Annotated in this window: 17 protein-coding genes; 11 read left to right on the plus strand and 6 right to left on the minus strand. The window is 66.6% G+C overall.

Going from position 1 to position 18,372, the window contains the following annotated elements:
* Window positions 1-2 precede the first annotated feature (2 nt).
* Together C563_RS0103410 and pdhA are read right to left on the minus strand one after the other, a co-directional pair.
* Window positions 3-1,115 (minus strand): alpha-ketoacid dehydrogenase subunit beta, encoded by a 1,113-nt coding sequence (locus tag C563_RS0103410; RefSeq protein ID WP_018760630.1) that lies wholly within the window; start codon window positions 1,113-1,115, stop codon window positions 3-5.
* On the minus strand, window positions 1,112-2,338 hold the full coding sequence (gene pdhA, locus C563_RS0103415) for a pyruvate dehydrogenase (acetyl-transferring) E1 component subunit alpha (protein ID WP_018760631.1): 1,227 nt from the start codon (window positions 2,336-2,338) through the stop codon (window positions 1,112-1,114). Before pdhA ends, C563_RS0103410 begins: the two co-directional genes overlap by 4 nt.
* A gap of 160 nt (window positions 2,339-2,498) precedes the next feature.
* On the opposite strand from pdhA, the gene C563_RS0103420 reads away from it, so the two are divergent.
* From C563_RS0103420 to C563_RS0103455, 7 genes are all read left to right on the plus strand, one after another.
* Window positions 2,499-2,960, plus strand: a complete 462-nt coding sequence (locus C563_RS0103420) for an Lrp/AsnC family transcriptional regulator (protein ID WP_109044260.1) — start codon at window positions 2,499-2,501, stop codon at window positions 2,958-2,960.
* A 266-nt stretch (window positions 2,961-3,226) separates the two neighbouring features.
* A complete protein-coding gene (locus tag C563_RS0103425; RefSeq protein ID WP_026264335.1) occupies window positions 3,227-3,682 on the plus strand; it encodes a hypothetical protein in 456 nt (151 codons plus the stop codon).
* 77 nt (window positions 3,683-3,759) lie between these two features.
* The gene (locus C563_RS0103430; protein WP_018760634.1) at window positions 3,760-4,896 is read left to right on the plus strand and encodes a COG1470 family protein; all 1,137 of its coding nucleotides are present in this window, start codon (window positions 3,760-3,762) and stop codon (window positions 4,894-4,896) included.
* 1 nt (window position 4,897) lies between these two features.
* Complete coding sequence (locus tag C563_RS0103435) at window positions 4,898-5,386, plus strand: hypothetical protein (RefSeq protein ID WP_018760635.1); 489 nt, start codon at window positions 4,898-4,900, stop codon at window positions 5,384-5,386.
* Entirely contained in the window at window positions 5,383-7,500 is a 2,118-nt protein-coding gene (locus C563_RS0103440) for a beta strand repeat-containing protein (protein ID WP_018760636.1), read from the plus strand. The genes C563_RS0103435 and C563_RS0103440 overlap by 4 nt, the downstream gene beginning before the upstream one ends.
* 400 nt (window positions 7,501-7,900) lie before the next feature.
* Window positions 7,901-8,107 carry a hypothetical protein gene (locus tag C563_RS0103450; protein ID WP_018760638.1) on the plus strand — a complete coding sequence of 69 codons (207 nt, stop codon included), beginning with the start codon at window positions 7,901-7,903 and terminating at the stop codon, window positions 8,105-8,107.
* 204 nt (window positions 8,108-8,311) lie between these two features.
* Complete coding sequence (locus C563_RS0103455) at window positions 8,312-8,731, plus strand: hypothetical protein (protein ID WP_018760639.1); 420 nt, start codon at window positions 8,312-8,314, stop codon at window positions 8,729-8,731.
* 91 nt (window positions 8,732-8,822) lie between these two features.
* Here C563_RS0103455 and C563_RS0103460 read toward each other — a convergent pair whose 3' ends face one another.
* The 3 genes from C563_RS0103460 to C563_RS0103470 all read right to left on the minus strand — a co-directional run bounded on the left by C563_RS0103460 (window position 8,823) and on the right by C563_RS0103470 (window position 12,969).
* Window positions 8,823-11,288: a hypothetical protein gene (locus C563_RS0103460; protein WP_018760640.1), complete on the minus strand. Its 2,466-nt coding sequence runs from the start codon at window positions 11,286-11,288 to the stop codon at window positions 8,823-8,825.
* Between the two features lie 6 nt (window positions 11,289-11,294).
* Window positions 11,295-11,981 (minus strand): hypothetical protein, encoded by a 687-nt coding sequence (locus C563_RS0103465; protein WP_018760641.1) that lies wholly within the window; start codon window positions 11,979-11,981, stop codon window positions 11,295-11,297.
* A gap of 490 nt (window positions 11,982-12,471) precedes the next feature.
* Entirely contained in the window at window positions 12,472-12,969 is a 498-nt protein-coding gene (locus C563_RS0103470) for a hypothetical protein (protein ID WP_018760642.1), read from the minus strand.
* Between the two features lie 304 nt (window positions 12,970-13,273).
* Here C563_RS0103470 and C563_RS21825 point away from each other — a divergent pair, with 304 nt between their 5' ends.
* Together C563_RS21825 and C563_RS0103480 are read left to right on the plus strand one after the other, a co-directional pair.
* On the plus strand, window positions 13,274-14,077 hold the full coding sequence (locus tag C563_RS21825; RefSeq protein WP_018760643.1) for a helix-turn-helix transcriptional regulator: 804 nt from the start codon (window positions 13,274-13,276) through the stop codon (window positions 14,075-14,077).
* Between the two features lie 253 nt (window positions 14,078-14,330).
* Window positions 14,331-15,392, plus strand: coding sequence for a sodium:calcium antiporter (locus C563_RS0103480; RefSeq protein WP_018760644.1), 1,062 nt, complete (start codon window positions 14,331-14,333; stop codon window positions 15,390-15,392).
* Window positions 15,393-15,434: 42 nt separating this feature from the next.
* Here the strand turns inward: C563_RS0103480 and C563_RS0103485 are convergent, their stop codons facing one another.
* A complete protein-coding gene (locus tag C563_RS0103485) occupies window positions 15,435-15,950 on the minus strand; it encodes a hypothetical protein (protein WP_018760645.1) in 516 nt (171 codons plus the stop codon).
* A 165-nt stretch (window positions 15,951-16,115) separates the two neighbouring features.
* On the opposite strand from C563_RS0103485, the gene C563_RS0103490 reads away from it, so the two are divergent.
* Window positions 16,116-16,826 (plus strand): response regulator transcription factor, encoded by a 711-nt coding sequence (locus C563_RS0103490; RefSeq protein WP_018760646.1) that lies wholly within the window; start codon window positions 16,116-16,118, stop codon window positions 16,824-16,826.
* A complete protein-coding gene (locus tag C563_RS0103495; protein ID WP_018760647.1) occupies window positions 16,823-18,310 on the plus strand; it encodes a sensor histidine kinase in 1,488 nt (495 codons plus the stop codon). Before C563_RS0103490 ends, C563_RS0103495 begins: the two co-directional genes overlap by 4 nt.
* Window positions 18,311-18,372: the final 62 nt, after the last annotated feature.

Here is an 18,372-nt window from a genome sequence, read left to right on the forward strand (position 1 = left end):
GGTCAGTTCTCCCACTGAAGGTCGTCGACGGCGTCGAGGATGCGGTCCACGCCGGGCAGGTAGTACTTCTCGAGTTTGGGCGCCGGGTACGGGACGTCGAACCCGGTGACCCGGCGGATGGGCGCGGCCAAGTAGTGGAAGCAGCGTTCCTGGACCCGGGCCACGATCTCGGAGGACACGGACGCGAAGCCGTGTGCCTCGGCGATCACCACGGCCCGGCCGGTCTTCCGGACGGACTCACACACGGTGGCGTCGTCGAACGGCACGATGGTCCGCACGTCGATGACTTCCAGCGAGCGCCCTTCCAGCGCGGCCGCTTCGGCGGCGGCGAGCGCGGTGGGGACGGACGGGCCGTAGGCAATCAGCGTGGCATCCGTTCCGGGACGGGCGACGGCGGCCCGGCCTTCGGAGGTGTGTCCCGTCGTCGTGCCTTCCGCATGAAGGCGCCGCAGCTCACCCAAGTCCACCTGGTCCTTGGTCCAGTACATCTTCTTGGGTTCCATGAAGATGACGGGGTCGTCGGAGTCGATGGCTTCGCGGAGCATCCGGTAGCCGTCCGCCACGGTGGCGGGGGTGTACACCTTCAGGCCGGCGGTGTGGGCGTAGTAGGACTCGGAGGAATCGCAGTGGTGTTCCACTCCGCCGATGCCGCCGCCGTACGGGATGCGGATGACCAGGGGCAGTCTCACGGCCCCCTTGGTGCGGTTGTGCATCTTGGCCACGTGGCTGACAATCTGCTCGAACGCGGGGTACGCGAACGCGTCGAACTGCATCTCGATCACCGGGCGCATCCCGTTGATCGCCATGCCGACGGCCATGCCCACAATGCCGGATTCGGCCAGCGGAGTGTCGAAGCAGCGCTGTTCGCCGAACGTGGCGGTGAGGCCGTCGGTGATGCGGAAGACGCCGCCCAGCATGCCCACGTCCTCGCCGAAGACCAGGACGGAGGAGTCGGCGTGCATGGCGTCGGCGAGCGCCGTGTTCAGGGCCTTGGCCATGGTGACCGGCTGCGGGCCGGCGGCTTCGGCGGACGCCGCCGCGGAGGCTGCGGCCCGGGCGGTGGCGGCGGAAACGTTGCCGTTGGCCTCGGACGAGGTGGTGATGGTGGGGCTCACTTGCCGGCCTCCTGTGAATCGGTAGCAGCTGCGTCGCGGGCGAGTTCGTCGGCGAGCATGGCGGATTCTTCCGCCAGCTGCGGTGTCTGCCGGTCGAAAACGTGGCGGAACAGTTCCTGCGGGTCGACGGGAACATCCTCGCTGAGGCCTTCGCGGAGCTGCGCGGCAACGGCCTCGGCGTGTTCACGGATGCGGGCCTCGCCGTCGTCGTCCAACAACCCGCGGTCCGTGAGGTACGTGCGCATCCTGTTGACCGGGTCCTTGGCCCGCCACTCGGCAACCTCGCTGTTTTCGCGGTAGCGGGTGTCGTCGTCGGCGTTCGTGTGGGCCTGCATGCGGTACGTGTTCGCTTCCACCAGCAGCGGACCGGAGCCTTCTCGGGCGAGCTTGACGGCGCGGTCCAGGACGGCCAGGAGCGCCACGACGTCGTTTCCGTCCACGCGCTCGCCGGCCATGCCGTAGCCCACGGCCTTGTGCGCGAGCGACGGCGCCACAGACTGGTGCGCCAGCGGCACCGAGATGGCGTACTTGTTGTTCTGGACGAAGAAGATCACCGGCAGGTGGAAGACGGCGGCGAAGTTGAGGGCCTCATGAAAGTCACCTTCGCTGGTGGCTCCGTCGCCGCACATGGCCAGGACCACGGTGTCCTCGCCGCGGAGCTTGGCGGCGTGGGCCACCCCCACGGCGTGCAGCAGCTGGGTGGTCAGCGGGGTGCACTGGATGCCCACCTTGTTTTCGAGGGGGTCGTAACCGCCGTGCCAGTCGCCGCGGAAAATGGTCATCACCTGCACCGGGTCCACGCCACGGGTCATGACGGCCACGGCGTCACGGTAGGTGGGGAACATCCAGTCGGCGTCGGAGAGGCACAGGGCGGCGGCAACCTGGCAGGCTTCCTGCCCGTGGCTGGAGGGGTAGACGGCCATCCGGCCCTGCCGGACCAAGGCGGAGTTCTGGTCGTTGACGCGGCGGCCGACGACGAGTTGCTCGTAGGCTGCCAGCAGTTCCTTGTCGCCGGGCACGGGGTATTCGTGGCCGGGCTGGGTGCCCTGCTCACCTTCGGGGATGAGCCGGCCGTCCGGGTCTACCATCTGGATCTGGTGCCGGGCGGGGAGCATGTAGTCCTCCACCGTGATGCCGAACTTCTTCACAGCTTCGGTCAGCGCGTTTCCTGCTGGCTCGGTGCTGGTGGTGTCCGGCGCGGTGTGGTCTGCGGAGATCGTCATTGGTCCGTCCTTCGGTTGCCACTATTCGCTCCCAGTATGGTCTCGCAGCAGGTTTCGTATCTACCGGGTGGGCAAATCGTGGAGAAGCTGCTTCAAAGTGCCTACTATGGGAGACGATTTGTAACTGTGACGTGGATTACCGACGGGAGCCGTGGACAAAATGCCGGGCAAGGATGCAGCAGCCGAGGTCCCGCTGGACGACATTGACCGCCGAATCATCAGTGAGCTCACCCGGGACGGACGGATGTCCGTGACCCAGGTGGCGGAAAACGTGCACATCTCCCGGGCACATGCCTACTCGCGGATCGCCCGGCTGACCGGCGACGGGGTGCTGACCCGCTTCACCGCACTGGTAGACCCCATCAAGGCAGGGCTGAAGTCATCGGCCTATGTCACCCTCAAGCTGAAGCAGGACTCCTGGCGGGAACTTAGGGACCAGCTGGGCGCCATCCCGGAGGTACACCATATCGCCCTGGTGGGCGGTGATTTCGACGTGATCCTCCTGGTCCGGGCCGTGGACAACATCGACCTTCGCCGGGTCATTTTCGACCAACTGCAGACCATGCCGGGCGTCCTGGATACGCAGACTTTCCTGGTGTTCGAGGACGTGGATACGCGGTAGAAGCGGGCTAAGTCGCCGACCACCCCTTGCCGTCGGCGCCGGGAGGTGATGCCGACGCGCAGGGCAGGGCGTTGCCCACCCGTGCGAGTACCCGCCCGCCGATCCAAGTAGCGATCAATTCCAGTCGCTGGAAATTCGGGTACCACTACGTGTTGTTGCGCCCCTTTGCGTTCGCAAATATTGGGTCATCGATCCACCGGAAGGCACCTCGATGGAGCCACCTATGGGGGAACGGGTTCTCAATCACACACACAAGGAGTCTTTCCATGCGCCCAATGACCAAGAAGAACAAGATCGCCGCCGTCGCCATGTCCGCAGCCCTGGTGGCTGTTGGTGGCGGTGCCGCGTATGCCTACTGGAGCACCAACGGTTCGGGTACCGGCAACGCGGCCGCCTCGTCCGGGACGAAGGACGTCGTCCTGCACACCTCGTTCGCCGCTGACATCGCACCAGGCGAGACGAGGGCCGTGACCTACACGGCTGACAACCCGAACACGTCCAGCACTGTCGTCGGTTCCTTGACCCCGAGTGTCGTGACGAGCGACCCGACCAACTGTCTCGCCAGCTGGTTTACGGTCGACGCGTCCAACACACCGACGACCGTTTTGGCAAATACGACCGGAACGACTGTTGGTACCGGCACCTTGACCTTCAAAGACACCGCCACCAATCAAGATGCCTGCAAGAGCGCCACTATCACCGTGAACGTCAGCAGCAAGTAAACCAACAGCCAGTCGGGGGCGGCGCAATCCGCCCCCGGCTTGCCGTCGTCTGCACCAAGGAACAAGGGGGGCACAAGGTGCACAAGCAGGACGGGCCATCGCGGCACGGCACACGGAACGGCATCAAGGCGGCGTTCATCGCGTTGTTGTTGCTGCTGGCAAGTGCGGGGGCGCTGATCGCGGCATCGAACAATCCAAAGCCGGGCATCACTGTGCAGGTCTCCCCTGCCAGCCAGTCCGTCCAGCAGGGCCAGCCGGCAACCTACACGGTGACGGTGACGTCCACCGGAGGCTTCAGCGGAGCCGTCAACCTGGCCACCGCGGGACTCCCGGCCGGCGCGGCAGGCGCCTTCACGCCGTCGTCCGTCACCCTGACCTCCGGCAGCACCTCGACCGCAACGCTGAACGCCACCACCAGCGCCAGCACCCCGGCCGGAACCAATGCCCTGACCATTACCGGGACCAGCGGCAAGGTGTCCGGCAGCGTGGAGGCCAGCCTCACCGTGAATTACAAGATGTCCTCCGCGCTCTCGGTGGCCGCCACACCGGATTCCGTCACCGTCCCACCCGGTGCAACGGCCGTCTACACGCTGCAGTTGGCCCGCAACAACTTCCCCGCCGCAGTATCCTTCAGCGTCCAGGGCGGACTGCCCGCCGGCGCCACGGCAACGTTCTCTCCCACACCGACAACCGGCAACTCGAGCACGCTCCAGGTGGCAACCACGGCCGCCTCACCAACCGGCAGCTACAACCTGTACCTGGTGGGGACCGGAAAGGACGCCGCCGGGAAGTCGCAGTACGCCTACGCGAACGTCCAACTGGTCTTGGATTCAACCATCAAGCAGTTCACCCTCTCCGGTAACGTGCCCGGGACTCTGTCGCCCGGTACCTCGGCCGCACTGGACCTGCAGATCAGCAACCCGAACAACAAGTCTGTTTCCCTGACCAACCTGTCCGTAGCTATCGCGGGGGTTACCAGGAGCGCGGATGCCACAGCGAGGAACCTGGCGTGCACGGCGGCCGATTTCGCCCTCACCCAGTACAGCGGCCCGTACCCCCTGATGGCGCCGACTGGCAGCAGTTCGCTGTCCGGTCTCCGCCTGGCACAGTCTGCTTGGCCGCGGGTGGGGATGCTGGACAGTTCCAGGAACCAGGACGGTTGCAAAGGCGCAACCCTCCAGCTCACGTACTCGGGATCAGGACAGGGGAACTGAGATGACCAGCATCCACAGGCATCGCGGCATCAAGGCCGCGGCCCTCGCCGGGCTCCTGGCCACTGCCGGCGCCGGTACCGCCTACGCCTACTGGTCCGCGGCAGGCGGAGGCTCCGGGTCCGCCGCGGCCGGCACCATGCAGGCAGTCACCGTCGACGCCCTGGTGGCCGGCGACAACCCGAAGACGGCCCTCATCCCGGGCGGCAGCGCCGACGTCGTGCTCCGCCTGACCAATCCCAACCCCTATTCGGTGCAGGTTTACGGCGTCACTGCGAACGGCCCCGCCGCCGCTGATGCCGCGCATCCGGGCTGCACCACCACCGGTGTCCGCTTCGCGGGTGCCGCGCCGCTCACTCCCGCAACGTACGTTGCCGCCAACTCATCAGCACTCATCACCCTCCCCGGAGCGGCCACCATGGACACCACTTCCCTCGCCGCCTGCCAGGGCGCAACCTTCAGCGTCCCCGTGACGGCGGAGGTGCGGAAATGAGGTTCCTCCTGCTGCGCCGCCCGTCCCGCCGGCTGCCCTGGATCGTTACCGCCCTGCTGCTCCTGCTGGGAACGGGCACCGCCGCCTACGCGTTTTGGGCCTCAAGCACCAGCAGCAGCAACGCGGCCGCCGCTGCAGACACGCTCTCACCAGGATCGAAGCCTGCGGTCACCGCCGCCGGCTCCGCATTAACGGTCACCTGGGCCGGCGGCACCACGGTGAACGGACGCGCCGCCACCGGCTACACCGTTGCACGCTATTCGGCGGCCACCGGCGGCACGGCTACCCCTGCCACGGGCGGCTGTGCCGGGACCGTCACCACGCTTACCTGCACGGAACTGTCTGTGCCCGGCGGCATCTGGTACTACACAGTGACGCCTGCGATTGCCCTGTGGACCGGCGCCGAGAGCCCGCGAAGCAACGGCACCAGCAGTGACTCCACCGCACCGGTGGCCACCGTTTCCGGAATCTCGCCCACGCCCAACGCGGCCGGCTGGAACACCACAAGCCCCGTCAGCGTGACGGTCACGGCAGATGACGGGGCCGCCGGGTCCGGCGTCGCCTCCATTTCCTACGTGCTCGACGGCGGCGCGCAGCAGACGGTCAGCGGCGCTGTGGCCAATGTCCCCGTCAGCGGCGACGGGACCCACACGCTCACATACTTCGCCACGGACAAGGTGGGCAATGCAGGGTCCGCGCAGAGCCAGACAGTGCGGATCGACACCCAGGCACCAGCCGCGCCGGCGTTCACCCCTCCGGCGTACGTGAATGCCGGCAACGTTGGAGCGGTGCCGCTGACAGGCACCGCTGAGGCGGGGTCCAAGGTGACGCTTGTTGCCAGCGATCCGGGTTCCGCGCATTCCATTTCGGCCACGGTGACGGCATCGGGGACGGGTACCTGGTCTGCATCCCTGGACTTGACCAGCCTGAACCAAGGCGCAGTCACCTACTCGGCCACGGCCACGGACGCCGCGGGCAATACCAGCCCGGCCAAGACGGCTACTTCCACCAAGGACACGGTGGCTCCGGCCGCAGCGCAGTTCTCGAGCGTGCCGCAATACGTGAACAGTGCCGGGGTTGGTTCGGTTCCCGTCGCCGGCACCGCTGAAACCGGCGCGGTGGTGACCGTTTCGGCGATGAGCCCGGGTTCAGCCGCGGTGGTTACCGGCACGGCGACTGCCACCGCTTCAGGCTGGGCGGTGAATCTCAACCTCACGTCCCTGAGGGACGGAACGGTGACGTACACGGTCACCGTGACGGACTCCGCGGGCAACGCCAGCGTCCCTGCCACTACGACGGACACGAAGGACACCGTGGCACCCGTCCTGACCATCACGGCGCCGATGTACGTGAACCTCAGCAACTACACGGCCGTCCAAATTAGCGGCACGACAGATACAACCGGGCTTATTACGGTCACTGCCAGAAGCAGCGTGGCACCCAGCGTCACAAAGCAGGTATCGGCTTCAGGCGCCTCCTGGTCCACCAGCATGGACTTGGCCTCGCTCGATCAAGGCATCCTGACGTTCACAGCATCTCTTACCGACGCGGCCGGTAACACGGGCAGCGCAACCGCGGCGAGCTCCACCACAAAGGACACAGTGGCACCCACAATCATGAGTATAGTGCTGGCCAATGGTGGCACCGTTGGGACAGCAGACGCAGGAGACACAATCACTATCGTGTATTCGGAGTTCATGGACGCTACCAAGTTCTGCTCCTCCTGGACTACTCCCGGAACCCAAAATCTCAACGCCAACAACGACGTTACGGTCACGTTCAACCACACCAGCTCAACCAACTCGATGACGGTATCCAGCAAAACGTGCACCCTGAACGTTGGAACTATCTCGCTAGGCGCTACTGCGAACTATGCATCGACAACCTCGCCGGTGGTCTTCGTCGGCGCGAATGCTGGCGCCAGTACGGTGAGCTGGAACCCTGCTACCAACACACTGATCGTGAGACTGGGTAGCCCTAAGAACAACACCGGCGCGCAGGGAACCAACATTGCGGCAGACGTCCCCGTCTACACAGCTAGTTCAAGCCTCACGGACGCGGCAGGCAACCCCTTCGCTACGGCCAACAGCCCGTCAGGGGCATCGCGGTTCTGATCTTGCCGTGGCGTGCACCAGCGGCTCCCCTTCGATTCGTCGTCGGGGAGCCGCTACACGTTTTCGACAACGATGTTCCCTGCGCAGCCCAGATATCGGGCGGCAGGCAGTTCGGATCGAGTTGGTTTGCCGGTCACTTCCGGCGGCGCACCACCAGCACGATGTACAGAGCAACAGCCACCGCCACCAATGCTCCGACGCTGAGCCCCAAGCTTGCATTGTTGAGCATGCTGCGACTCCTCCGAAGAGCAAATGGCCGTTGAAACTTCAGGATACGTCCGGCCTCTGAGAAGGCGATGAACAAATCCGTTCCCGGTCCGCCCGAAACTGATAAACGCTGTGGTTCAATGGCGGTTGTGCCCCACAGCACAGTCAGGACCCCGAACACCAGGAGGACAGTATGGCTGGAATCAATGCGAAGTTCGACAAGGAATACCTCGACAAAGGCATCGACGACTTGGCTGCGGCGCCGGTCGAAGCACTGAAGGGCCTTTCCGAGGGCGACGCCCAAAAGCTCAAAGAGGCGCTGAACATCAAGACCGTCAAGGACTTGGGGACCAACAAGTTCTTCCTCTGGGCCCAGGCCGTCTCCAAGCTCGCGGAGTAGCGGGCACAGGCACAGAATCCGAAGGAAGCCCCTGGCGCACACATGCCAGGGGCTTCCTGCTGGTCAGGGGCACAAACACCAACGTCCAGAGGTCCAAGAATCTCCACAGCGGTTGCACAGCGGAGCCCTACATCGGGAACAGCCGGGGCCCGGATGCTTGATTCATCCCCCTCCAGCGGAGGGCCAACCCAGAAGGAGCCCCACATGAAGACCACCTTAAAGTCAGCGATCGCCAGCCTCGCCCTCGCAGCAGCCATCGGCGGTGGTGCCTTGGCCAGTGCGGCGTTGCCGGCCAATGCCGCCACTACGGACTCGAGCACCAGCCAGTCCAGCACCGGCACGTCCACCAGTCAGGCTCCGCGGGACGAATCAAAGGGCGGCCACCAGGCCAACGGCATCACGGAGACGCTCCTCACCGGGGACACCGCGACCAAAGTGACGAACGCCGCCCTGGCGGCGAACCCCGGCGCCACCATCCAGCGCGTGGAAAACGACGCCGAAAGCGCCACCTACGAGGCCCACATCATCACGTCGGATGGAACGCGCGCCACCGTCTACCTGGACGCCTCCTTCACCGTGACTTCCACGGAAACCGGCGGCCCCGGCGGCGGCCCGCAGGGCTGACCCGGACGCACGGTAACCCAACAGGAAACCCATTGAGCCCGGCACCCTTTTCACAAGGGTGCCGGGCTCAAAGGTGCAACCGGTCCGGTGGTCAGCCGGCGCTGGAAGTTGGCGCCGGAACAGGCGTGGCACCGTACCCGGCGTCATTGGTGGGTGCCGGCGTCGCACCCGTAACGGCCGACGTCGGCTGCCCGCCTTCCACGTACTGGCCCGCCGGTGCCGTGGCCGCCCCGGTCCCTGCCGGCGCAGGTGCGGCGGTACCGGCGGGTGCTGTCGCGGGAACCGCAGCAGGGCTGTCCACCGCCGGGGCGGTGGGCCCCGTGGAGGGAACGCCGCTGGGGCCCGCGGACGCCGGGGACGTTGCCACCGAGGTCCCTCCGGCCGCGGAATTGCCCTTGACGATGGACGTGATCTGGTCTTTGTATCCGGACAGCGTGGCTTGGATCTCGGAGAGCGGCACGTCCTGGATGTGCCTCCCGTAGTCGGCGATCTGCGCCCACAATGCCTCGAGCTGCTGCTTGGCGGCCGCATCCAGCGGACCGTCGATCGTGAGGACAAGCTGGCTGGCCAGCGCATAGGTCAGGCAGTCCAGGCAGTTGTAGTTGGCGGCCGCGGAGAGGTTCTGCGGCACGATGACATCGGCCTGCCCCACCACCAGCACCACCTGGAAACCCACGGCCACGGCCGCGCACCCTGTGCAGTTGGCGAAAGCGTAGGCCTCGTTGGTGCTGGTCACAGGCTCGCCGTCCTCGGCCCATACGAGCGCGAATGCCAAGCTGTAGGCCACGGAGCCGTCGGTGGTGTTGACGGCGAGCGCCTGGTTTCCGTCGGCGGCCGGCGCGGCTGGCCGGTCGAACGGGAACACCCAGGACGGAGCGGATGCGGGCGAGGCACCGCCGGACGCAGTGGCGGACGTTGCACCCGCCGGGGATCCGCCAACGGGCACCAAAACCAAGCTCAGCTGCGGGTTGTCCCGGGTGGGCTTGGCGGCTCCAGCGGGCCACAACGCAAGGGTCCGTCCGGCACTGCCCTGCCGCAACGCCCCACTGTCGCGGACGGGAAGGATGGCCCGGGTGGCGTCACCGAGCGTCCCGCGTTCGTACGCCTGGACCGGACGGTACGTCCCGCCGTCGGGCCACCACGCCCAGGCCAGCCCGGCGAGCAGGACGGCCACGGCACCCATGGCGATGGTCCGCTGGACCAGCTTGCCGCGGGTCTTCTGCCACAGCCCCGTCACCAGCTGCCGCAGCAGCCGCACCACGATGTAAAGGACGCCCAGCACCGGCACCGCCACCACCACCATGGCCAGCGCCCGCACCGCCACGCCCGCGAAGTCACCAGCGGAAAGGCTGGCAGCGAGCTGTTCCTGCTGCTTCCCCGCGCTGGCCCAGCCCGTGGCCAGCAGCCTGGGCAGGGACAGCACCATCATCACCATGCTGAAGAGCAGTACAGGCACGGTGACCAGGACCCAGGCGGTGACGACGGCGCGTGCCCAGGGCTTGAGCACCTTGCTTTCCGGGTTTCCCCACCGCCACGGCAGGATCCCCAGGAGGGTGGGTTTGATCCGTTGGAAGAGGTCCGGCACCCCGGTGGCGTCGGCGAGGATGTGGTACCCGTCGTACTTCACCAGCGGGATCAGCTGGCGGACCATCTGCAGGATCTGGGTAACCACCACCAGCAGCAGCGCGTCGAAGCCGGTGGCCCACCACAGCCCCATGATGGCCACCGCCACGATCGCGTTGAAGTACAGGCCGCCGAGGTCGGTGCGGATCCTGCCGCCGCGGCCCAGCCGGTAGGAGTCGGTGACGTCGGTGAAGAATGCCGGCCACAAAAGATACAGCCCGGCCCCCATGGCGCCGGGGGTTGCGCCGCCCTTGCGGGTGGCGGCGGCGTGGCCGAATTCGTGGAAGCCGGCAGAGAGGATGGTGACGGCGAGGATCAGCAACAGGAGGGCGGGCTGGGCAAACGCCTCGTGGGTGGCCGAGCCCAGGCCCTTGACCATGAGCACCCACCAGCAGGCCGCCAGGAACGCCGCGGTCACGGCCACCACGATCAGCGGGTTGAACAGGACAGCGAACGGCGCGGTGATCCTGCGGGTCCGTTCGGGATCCGTCACGATGTAGCGGAACCGCAGGCCCAGCAGCGGGTTGGACTTCTTGACCTCGGGCTGGCTGCCGTCGGCAAGCCGGAGCAGGCCCATCGGGAGCAGCTGCGAATCCATCAGGGTGCGGACGTTCTCCGCGCTGACCAGCCGCCCGGATCCCTCGCTGGCGTGCCGGGCGATTCCGTCGAGGTCCCGGTTCCCGTCCGCCGCTTCCAGCACCAGGTACAGCAGCCGGGTGAGCTGGAGGGTCTGGCCGTCGCCGCGGCGCACCAGGGCGGGCGGCTCACGGTAGCCGGAGCCCTCAGCCGTGCCAAGCAGCTGCACGCCGTCGGCCAGGGCCGGAAGGTGGGCTCCCGCCGTCGTACGTCCTTGGCCCGGCGGTTCCTGGGCGAGGGAAACGCGTGACGACGGCGGGCCCGCCTCGGGAGGCGGGCCGCCGTGGGTTTGGGTCATCTTGGCTTACTGCTGCAGGTTGGACGTCTGGCCGGCTGTGGCGTTGGCCTCGCCGTCGATGTGCTGCGAAATGGTGGCGCTCTGGTCCGAGATGGCGTACGCCTGGCTGTCGATGGAACCGATGTTCGCGGCAACGGCCGCATCGATGGGGGCGGCGACGTTGGCGTTCGCGGCCACGGCACCGTTGATGGGGGCGGCGATGGCGGCGTCGGCGTCCAGGTTCACGTCCACGTTCAGCAGGTTGCCGTTCAGCGCGCCCGCTGCGTCGGTGACGCCACCGGTGCTTGTGGGGGCAGGTGCTGTTCCGGTGGTCCCATCCGTGGTTCCGGTGGTGCCAGCATCGGTGGTGCCTGTGCCCGTCTCGGTGGTGCCGTCGCCCTGGCCGATCACGCTGTCCTGGGCGGAGTCGGCATTGGCGTCGGCCACGATGCCCTGGTCAATCGCGGCGTCCTGGTTCGAGAGCGCCTGCGCGTCAGAGCCGAAGGAGAGAATGTTGGCCGAGGCTGCCGCGTCGATGGGGGCCGCCACGTTCGCGTTGGCGGCTACGGCCAGGTCGATGGGAGCCGCAGCGTTAATGCCCAGGTCCAGGTCCGCGTTCAGGTCCAGGACGGACGCCACTTCCTTGTCCGGCAGGGCGGTGGCCTGCTCAGACATCAGTTCATCATCGGTGAGGGGACGCAGTTCGTTGTCCATGCTTGAGAGACCTCCGGTGCGGCGCGGGTGCTCTGCCCCCAGCGGGCAGCCCGCGCCCCACAATAGTAAGCATGATTAGCAGTTTTGCGAAGCACTGACAGGGTCCCGGCGGCGGAGGCCGGCCTCAGCGGCTTCGTGGCCTACTTCTGCTCGGGGATCCAGGCAGGTGCTTCCGCTCCAGTGCCTGTGAGATTGTCGCAACGCACGAGCTGGGACCCGATCCTTTCCAGCGGGCAGTCCACGTATGTAGTCAGTGGATTGTCCCCGGAGTCGGATGAATTGGCAGTTCCTCCTCCGGTGAGGAAGAGCGCAGGGAAAAGGGCGGCAATGACTAAGTTGTGTTGTGCGATCATGGCTGTCTCCAAGTACGGCGTGAACTGTAATGGGTGGCCAGCCCAAGAGAGTGGCGGGAAATGCCGGCTATTGAAGCACTTCGCCGCGACCTTGTTGCGCTGGCCCGGTGACTGCCGTGTGGCGTCCTGTGGCCTTGCTAGCCCAGCACAGCGCAGACGTCCACGGCTTGCCCTGAGGTGCTGGTCAACGTGAACACGCCAGTGGCGGGATCGACCGTGTAAACGATGGTCCCGATGTATTGGGTGGTGGTTGGGCCAGCCGGAACGTCGGTGGGGAAGAGAATCAATCCGTTATGGCCACTTGCGCTGACGGTAAAGGAACCGTCAGCGTTGTACGTGGTCTTCGATACCGAGCCGCTCGTGTTGAAAGAAATGGACCGCCGGTTTGCCAGGTTTGTATAGGTAAGCAGGACGCCCTTTCCCGCCGTAATGGTACGGACCTTGCTTCCGTCCCTGTCGTAGAAGTCTTTTGTCTGCAAATTACCTCCGGAGCTCTGGAGTTGCAGGTCAAAGTTTGCACAGCCCAAACCTGCAGGCAGGATGAGGGAATCGTCCGCGCGGGCTGGTTGGGCCGTGGCAACCGCGGTGGCCGTCAGCAGCGCAACGAGCGCAAAGGGCTTGGCTCTATTTTTCATGATTCTTCTCTATTCAAAATTGGGTGCTGGTGCGATGTCTCTTTCCGGAAATGGAGTGTGCCTGCACGCTTCCGGGCAAGCCGTGCGACCGGCCCTGGATCGCCGCCTCCCTGGGATGCAGGCGGCTCCAGTTCAATAGATGCAGGACAGCGAGGTAAGTTTCTGTGCCCGCTATGTCCAGCTTAGAAAAGTTTGCGGGCTGTTTCCCTAAGCAGTTCTACGTACTGGAAGGAACACTAAACAGGGGCTTAAATGGGTAGCATCGCGGCTGTTGTTGGGCGCCGCCTGGATCTAAGATTCTCGCGTGGTTCGCAATGACGCGCTTTACAAATTGTGGCTGGAGTTCTTGGGGGACGTCCTTCAGGGGCCGCCGGCCGCGTCCACGCACTACGAGGCACAGCTTCTTAAGCTCATGGCCGAGTCGTTCAACGGTTCGTTTGCATCGCGGAACCACGTGAGCCCGGAGTGGGAGAACCATATCCTTTCCTGTTGGCCGCTCGACTACATTCCGAACGACCCTCCGGGCGGGTACGACTTCAGGCAACAACCGCTGCTTCGCTGGTTTGTGTTCACCGGGCAGACCGCGCCGCAGTCCTACGGCCGGGTCCCCGCCGCGTTGGCCAGCGACCACCAGAAAGGGGTTTGGGAAGACTTGTCCCGCCCCTGGGGCGTTAACCATCAGCTCTCCATACCGCTGCGACTCGGTGGCCCCGACCATAACGCCTACCTTGTCTCCCGGCCTGACAGTGACTTCACTGAACAGGAGATGGCGCTGGCCGGACTGCTGCAACCCGTGCTCACCGGGCTGTCCCTCCAACTGAGTGTTGCCGCGGCTCAGGCCAACCTGGTCCCGAAGAGCTCAGCACATGATTTGACGGGTCGTGAGCTGACAATCCTCACGCTCCTGAGTGAGGGTCTAACGGCAGAAGCACTCGCCAGGCGGCTCACCATATCGCCACGCACTGCCACCAAACACCTTGAGCATATTTACCGCAAACTGGACGTGCGTGACCGGCTCATGGCAGTCCAAAAAGCACGCCTGTTGGGCATCCTGGCACCAACACCTGAGATCCCGGCCGGAGCGCCGTCGAAGCGCAGCTGCACGTAGTCGTTGAGGACGAACTCCACCGAGTACAGCCGGTCCCCCACCAGCCATGACAGCAATTCATTCGGCACGTAAGGCTTCCCCTCCATGGCCTCATACCCCTTTCACAGTGCCCGAAAGACGACTCTAACCAAGGGAGCGTCAATGTGGGTTTGAGCAGCGTGAAGATGGGTGACCAGCACAAATGTGGGTACGGCCCAGCCATGGGGGGAATACGTCACGCGGTTTAGCGACCCCACCAGGAAGGGACCCCGGATTGGAATCACTGCCCCTTGCAGTCCTCCTGCTCATCTTTGCCGCCGCTGCGGCCGTGATCTGGGTGGCCGGGATCCAGCTGTCCAAACAGACGGACATCCTCGATGACCGCCTGCACCTGGGCTCCGCGCTGGGCGGCCTCATCCTGCTGGCCATCGCCACCAACCTGCCCGAAATCGCCATCACCGTCTCCGCAGCCCTGGCCAACAACATTGGCGTGGCCGTGGGCAACATCCTGGGCGGCATTGCCATCCAGACGGTGGTGCTGGTGGTCCTGGATGCCCTGGGCACCAAAGGCGGCCACCCGCTGAGCTACCGCGCGGCATCCCTGACGCTGGTGATCGAGGCGGTCACCGTCGTCGCCGTCCTGGGTGTGGTGATCGCCGGCAGCCAGATGCCCGGCAACCTGGTGGCGTTCCGGCTCACGCCCGCCGCGGTCCTCATTGCTGTGTTCTGGATTGTTGGCCTGATCCTGGTGCAGCGCTCCCAGAAGGACCTGCCCTGGCACCAGCAAGGGGACGCCCCCGGGGCGCAGGACAAACCACGGGGCCACTCCAAGAAGCAGAACAGCGAGAAGAACAAGCACCTGCGCACCGGCACCTCGGTGCTGATCTTCAGCGCCGCCGCGCTTGCCACCCTGGGCGCCGGCGTGGTGCTGGAACGCAGCGGTGATGCGATCGCCGGAAACATCGGACTCTCCGGGGTGCTGTTCGGTGCCACGTTCCTGGCGCTGGCAACCTCACTGCCGGAGATCTCCACCGGGCTCACGTCCGTGAAGCAGGGGGACTACAAACTCGCGTTCAGCGACATCTTCGGCGGCAACGCCTTCCTTCCGGTGCTGTTCCTGGTGGCGGTGCTGATCACGGGCAAGCCGGTACTCCCCCAAGCCCAGTCAACGGACATCTACCTCACCGCATTGGCCATCCTCCTCACCCTCGTCTACCTGCTGGGGATCCTCTTCCGGCCGCAAAAGAAGCTGCTGGGCATGGGCGTGGACTCCCTGCTGGTCCTGGTGTTGTACCTGATCGGCGTTGCCGGGCTGTTCGCCGTCGCGGCTTCCTAGAGCCGGCCGCTGTTCGTTGTCCCGGATGTCGTCTCGTGATGGTCATTGCTTGGCCGGCGCCTGGTTGACCTTGTCCTGGATGGCCTTGGCTTCCTTCTGGATCTTGTCCCCGTAGCCGCCGTTGAGGGCGGTGTCCTTGATCTTGGCGGCTGCGGCATCACGGTCTGAGGCTGCGGCCGCTTCCAGGGTCTTCAGGTCCGCCTGCAGGTTGGCCGGCAGCTTGCCGAAGGCCTGGGCGCGGTGGATCAGGGCGTACGCGATCACGTGGGCCTTGTCCCCAAAGCCGTCGCCGCCCTTGATGTCCACACGGAGTTCGTTGCGGAGCGAACGGACGAACGGGTGGGCGGCGTGCTTGGCGTTGCCGGAACCGGACCCGGAGCCTGCTGACGGCGAGGCGGACGGGGAGGCCGACGGCGCCGGGCTCTGGCCGTCCGCGAATGCGGCCGTGGCCCCAAAGACGGCCCCGCCCACCAGGACAACGCCGGCCGCGACGGCGCCTCCGCGGACCGCCCAAAAGCGTGCGGTGCGGTTGCGGGACGTGCTGGGTGTGGTGTTCATGGTGTACTCCTCGGCGTTTCATGCCCGGACGTTCCGGGCGCTGCAGGTTGTGCGTCTCCTACTCTGGCGCTCCCACATCCGGCGGGTGTTCGGGGAATGTAAGGGGAACGTAAAGTCGCGCGTCCGTGGCCGCTGGCCGGAGCTGCCGCAGCGTTCAATAGATACATGGAACAACCAACAGCGGCCAGCGCCCCGCCGTCCCGCGGCCTGGTGCTGATCGTTGAGGACGAGCGCGCCATCGCCGATGTGCAGCGGATCTACCTGAGCCGGGCAGGTTTCGGCGTGCACGTGGAAACTACCGGCCAAGGGGGCCTGGACCGGATCCGGGGCCTGCGGCCGGTGGCGGTGGTGCTGGACGTTGGCCTGCCGGACATCGACGGGATCGAGGTGTGCCGGCGTCTGCGTGCGCGGAACGACTGGACGCCCATCATCTTCGTCACCGCCCGCGACGACGAAGTGGACATGCTGCTGGGGCTGGAGCTGGGCGCGGACGACTACATGACTAAACCGTTTTCTCCCCGTGAGCTGGTGACCCGGCTCAAGACGGTCCTGCGGCGAAGCGACGGGATTCCGCGCCGGGGCGTCCTCCGCGCAGGGCCGGTAACCCTGGACCCGGAAGCCCGCACCGCGGCAGTGGACGGCTCGCCGGTGGAGCTGACCGCGCGGGAATTCGATGTGCTTGCCTACCTGATGGCCAGCCCGGGCCGGGTGTTCAGCCGGGAGCAGCTGCTCTCCGCGGTGTGGGGGCAGGCGGACTATTCGGCGGGACGAACTGTGGACGTCCACATCGCCCAGCTGCGTTCAAAGCTGGGTCCCGGGAACCCGCTGCGCACCCGGCGGGGCGTGGGCTACTCCGCGGACGCGGAGGGATCGTGAGCGCCCATACAAGTACGACGGCGGCGCCGGAGCAGCAGTCACGCCGCGCGCGGGCTCCCTGGCTGCGTTCCCTCGCGGGCCGCACCACCCTGGTGACCGCCGTCGTCGCGGTTTTGGCGGCCCTGGTCACCGGCAGCGTGGCCTTCCCGCTGATCCGTTCCGCCGCCGTGGCACAGGCCCGGGAACAACTGTCCCGGCAGGCCGATGCGTTCAGCGCGGCACCGGTGGCGTCCCAGGCGCTGGACCTGCGGGAACGCCATTTGCTGGGCCCGGACAATTACGACCTCGCCAGCATCACCCCGTCCGGCACGGTCACCGGCGTGGCCGGCCGGATCCTGGGTATGGACGAGGTGCAACCGGTCCTCTCGGGGCAGAAAGTCTCCCGCACCCTTACCCGCGGCGGCGTCCAGTACCTGGTGGAGGCCAGGCCGCTGGCCAAGGGCGGCGGCATCGCCTTGATCCGGCCCCTGGCGGACGTCAACGCAACCTCCGCCCGGCTCCTCCAGCCCATGCTGCTGGCTTTGGCCGCGGGGCTGCTCATCGCGGTGCTGGCGGGAACGCTGCTGGCGCGGTGGCTCTCCGGCCCGCTGGTCCGGACCGCGGCGGCGGCGCGGCGGATGGCCCGGGGCGAGCGGACCGTGCAGCTCAGCCCGGCAGGGGTTACCGAGGTCCGGGCCGTGGGCGAGGCCATCAACACGCTGGACCACGCGCTGCTGGCCAGTGAAAGCAGGCAACGGGAGTTCCTGCTGTCCATTTCGCATGAGATCCGCACCCCGCTGACGGCCCTGCGCGGCTACGCCGAAGCCCTCCAGGACGGCCTGATCCCGCCCGAGGACACGGTGCGCGTTGGGCAGACCCTCGCCGCCGAAACCGACCGGCTGGACGGCTTCGTCCGCGACCTGCTGGCCCTGGCCCGGCTGGAGGCGGACGACTTCTCCCTGGACATCCAGCCCGTCGACGTTCCCGCCGTTCTTGAACAAGCCCAACGTGCCTGGCACCCGGCCGCAGCGCAGGCGGGCGTGGACCTGGTGCTGGACGTGCCCGCCGCGGACCCCGCCGGACCGTTGCTGGCCAGCACGGATGCGCAGCGGCTCCGCCAGCTCATTGATGGGCTGATCGGCAACGCCCTGCGCGTCACCCCGGCGGGGAAACCGCTGGTCCTGCAGGTCCGGACAGAGGGCGTGGCTTCTTCCCCCGGCCCGGCACCCGGGAACGGCCAGCTGGCAGGCCCGCCGGGCGTCGTCGCCATCCTGGTCCGTGACAGCGGCCCGGGCCTGACTCCGGAGGATGCCGCCGTCGCCTTTGACCGCGGTGTCTTAGCGCGCCGGTACGACGGACAGCGCCCCACCGGCACCGGCCTGGGCCTGTCCATCGCCTCCCGGCTGGCGCAGCGCATGAACCTCCGGCTGACTGTGGAACCAGCCACCCCGGAGCACCCGGGGGCCTGCTTCTGCATCCGGCTGCCCCGCGCAACCGCCGCGTAGGCCCGTGCAGGCCCGGCGGCAGGGCAGGGAGGTACGACGGCGGCGCGCACCACGGTGCATGC

It is taken from the genome of Arthrobacter sp. 135MFCol5.1 (genome assembly GCF_000374865.1).
Lineage (GTDB): Bacteria > Actinomycetota > Actinomycetes > Actinomycetales > Micrococcaceae > Arthrobacter.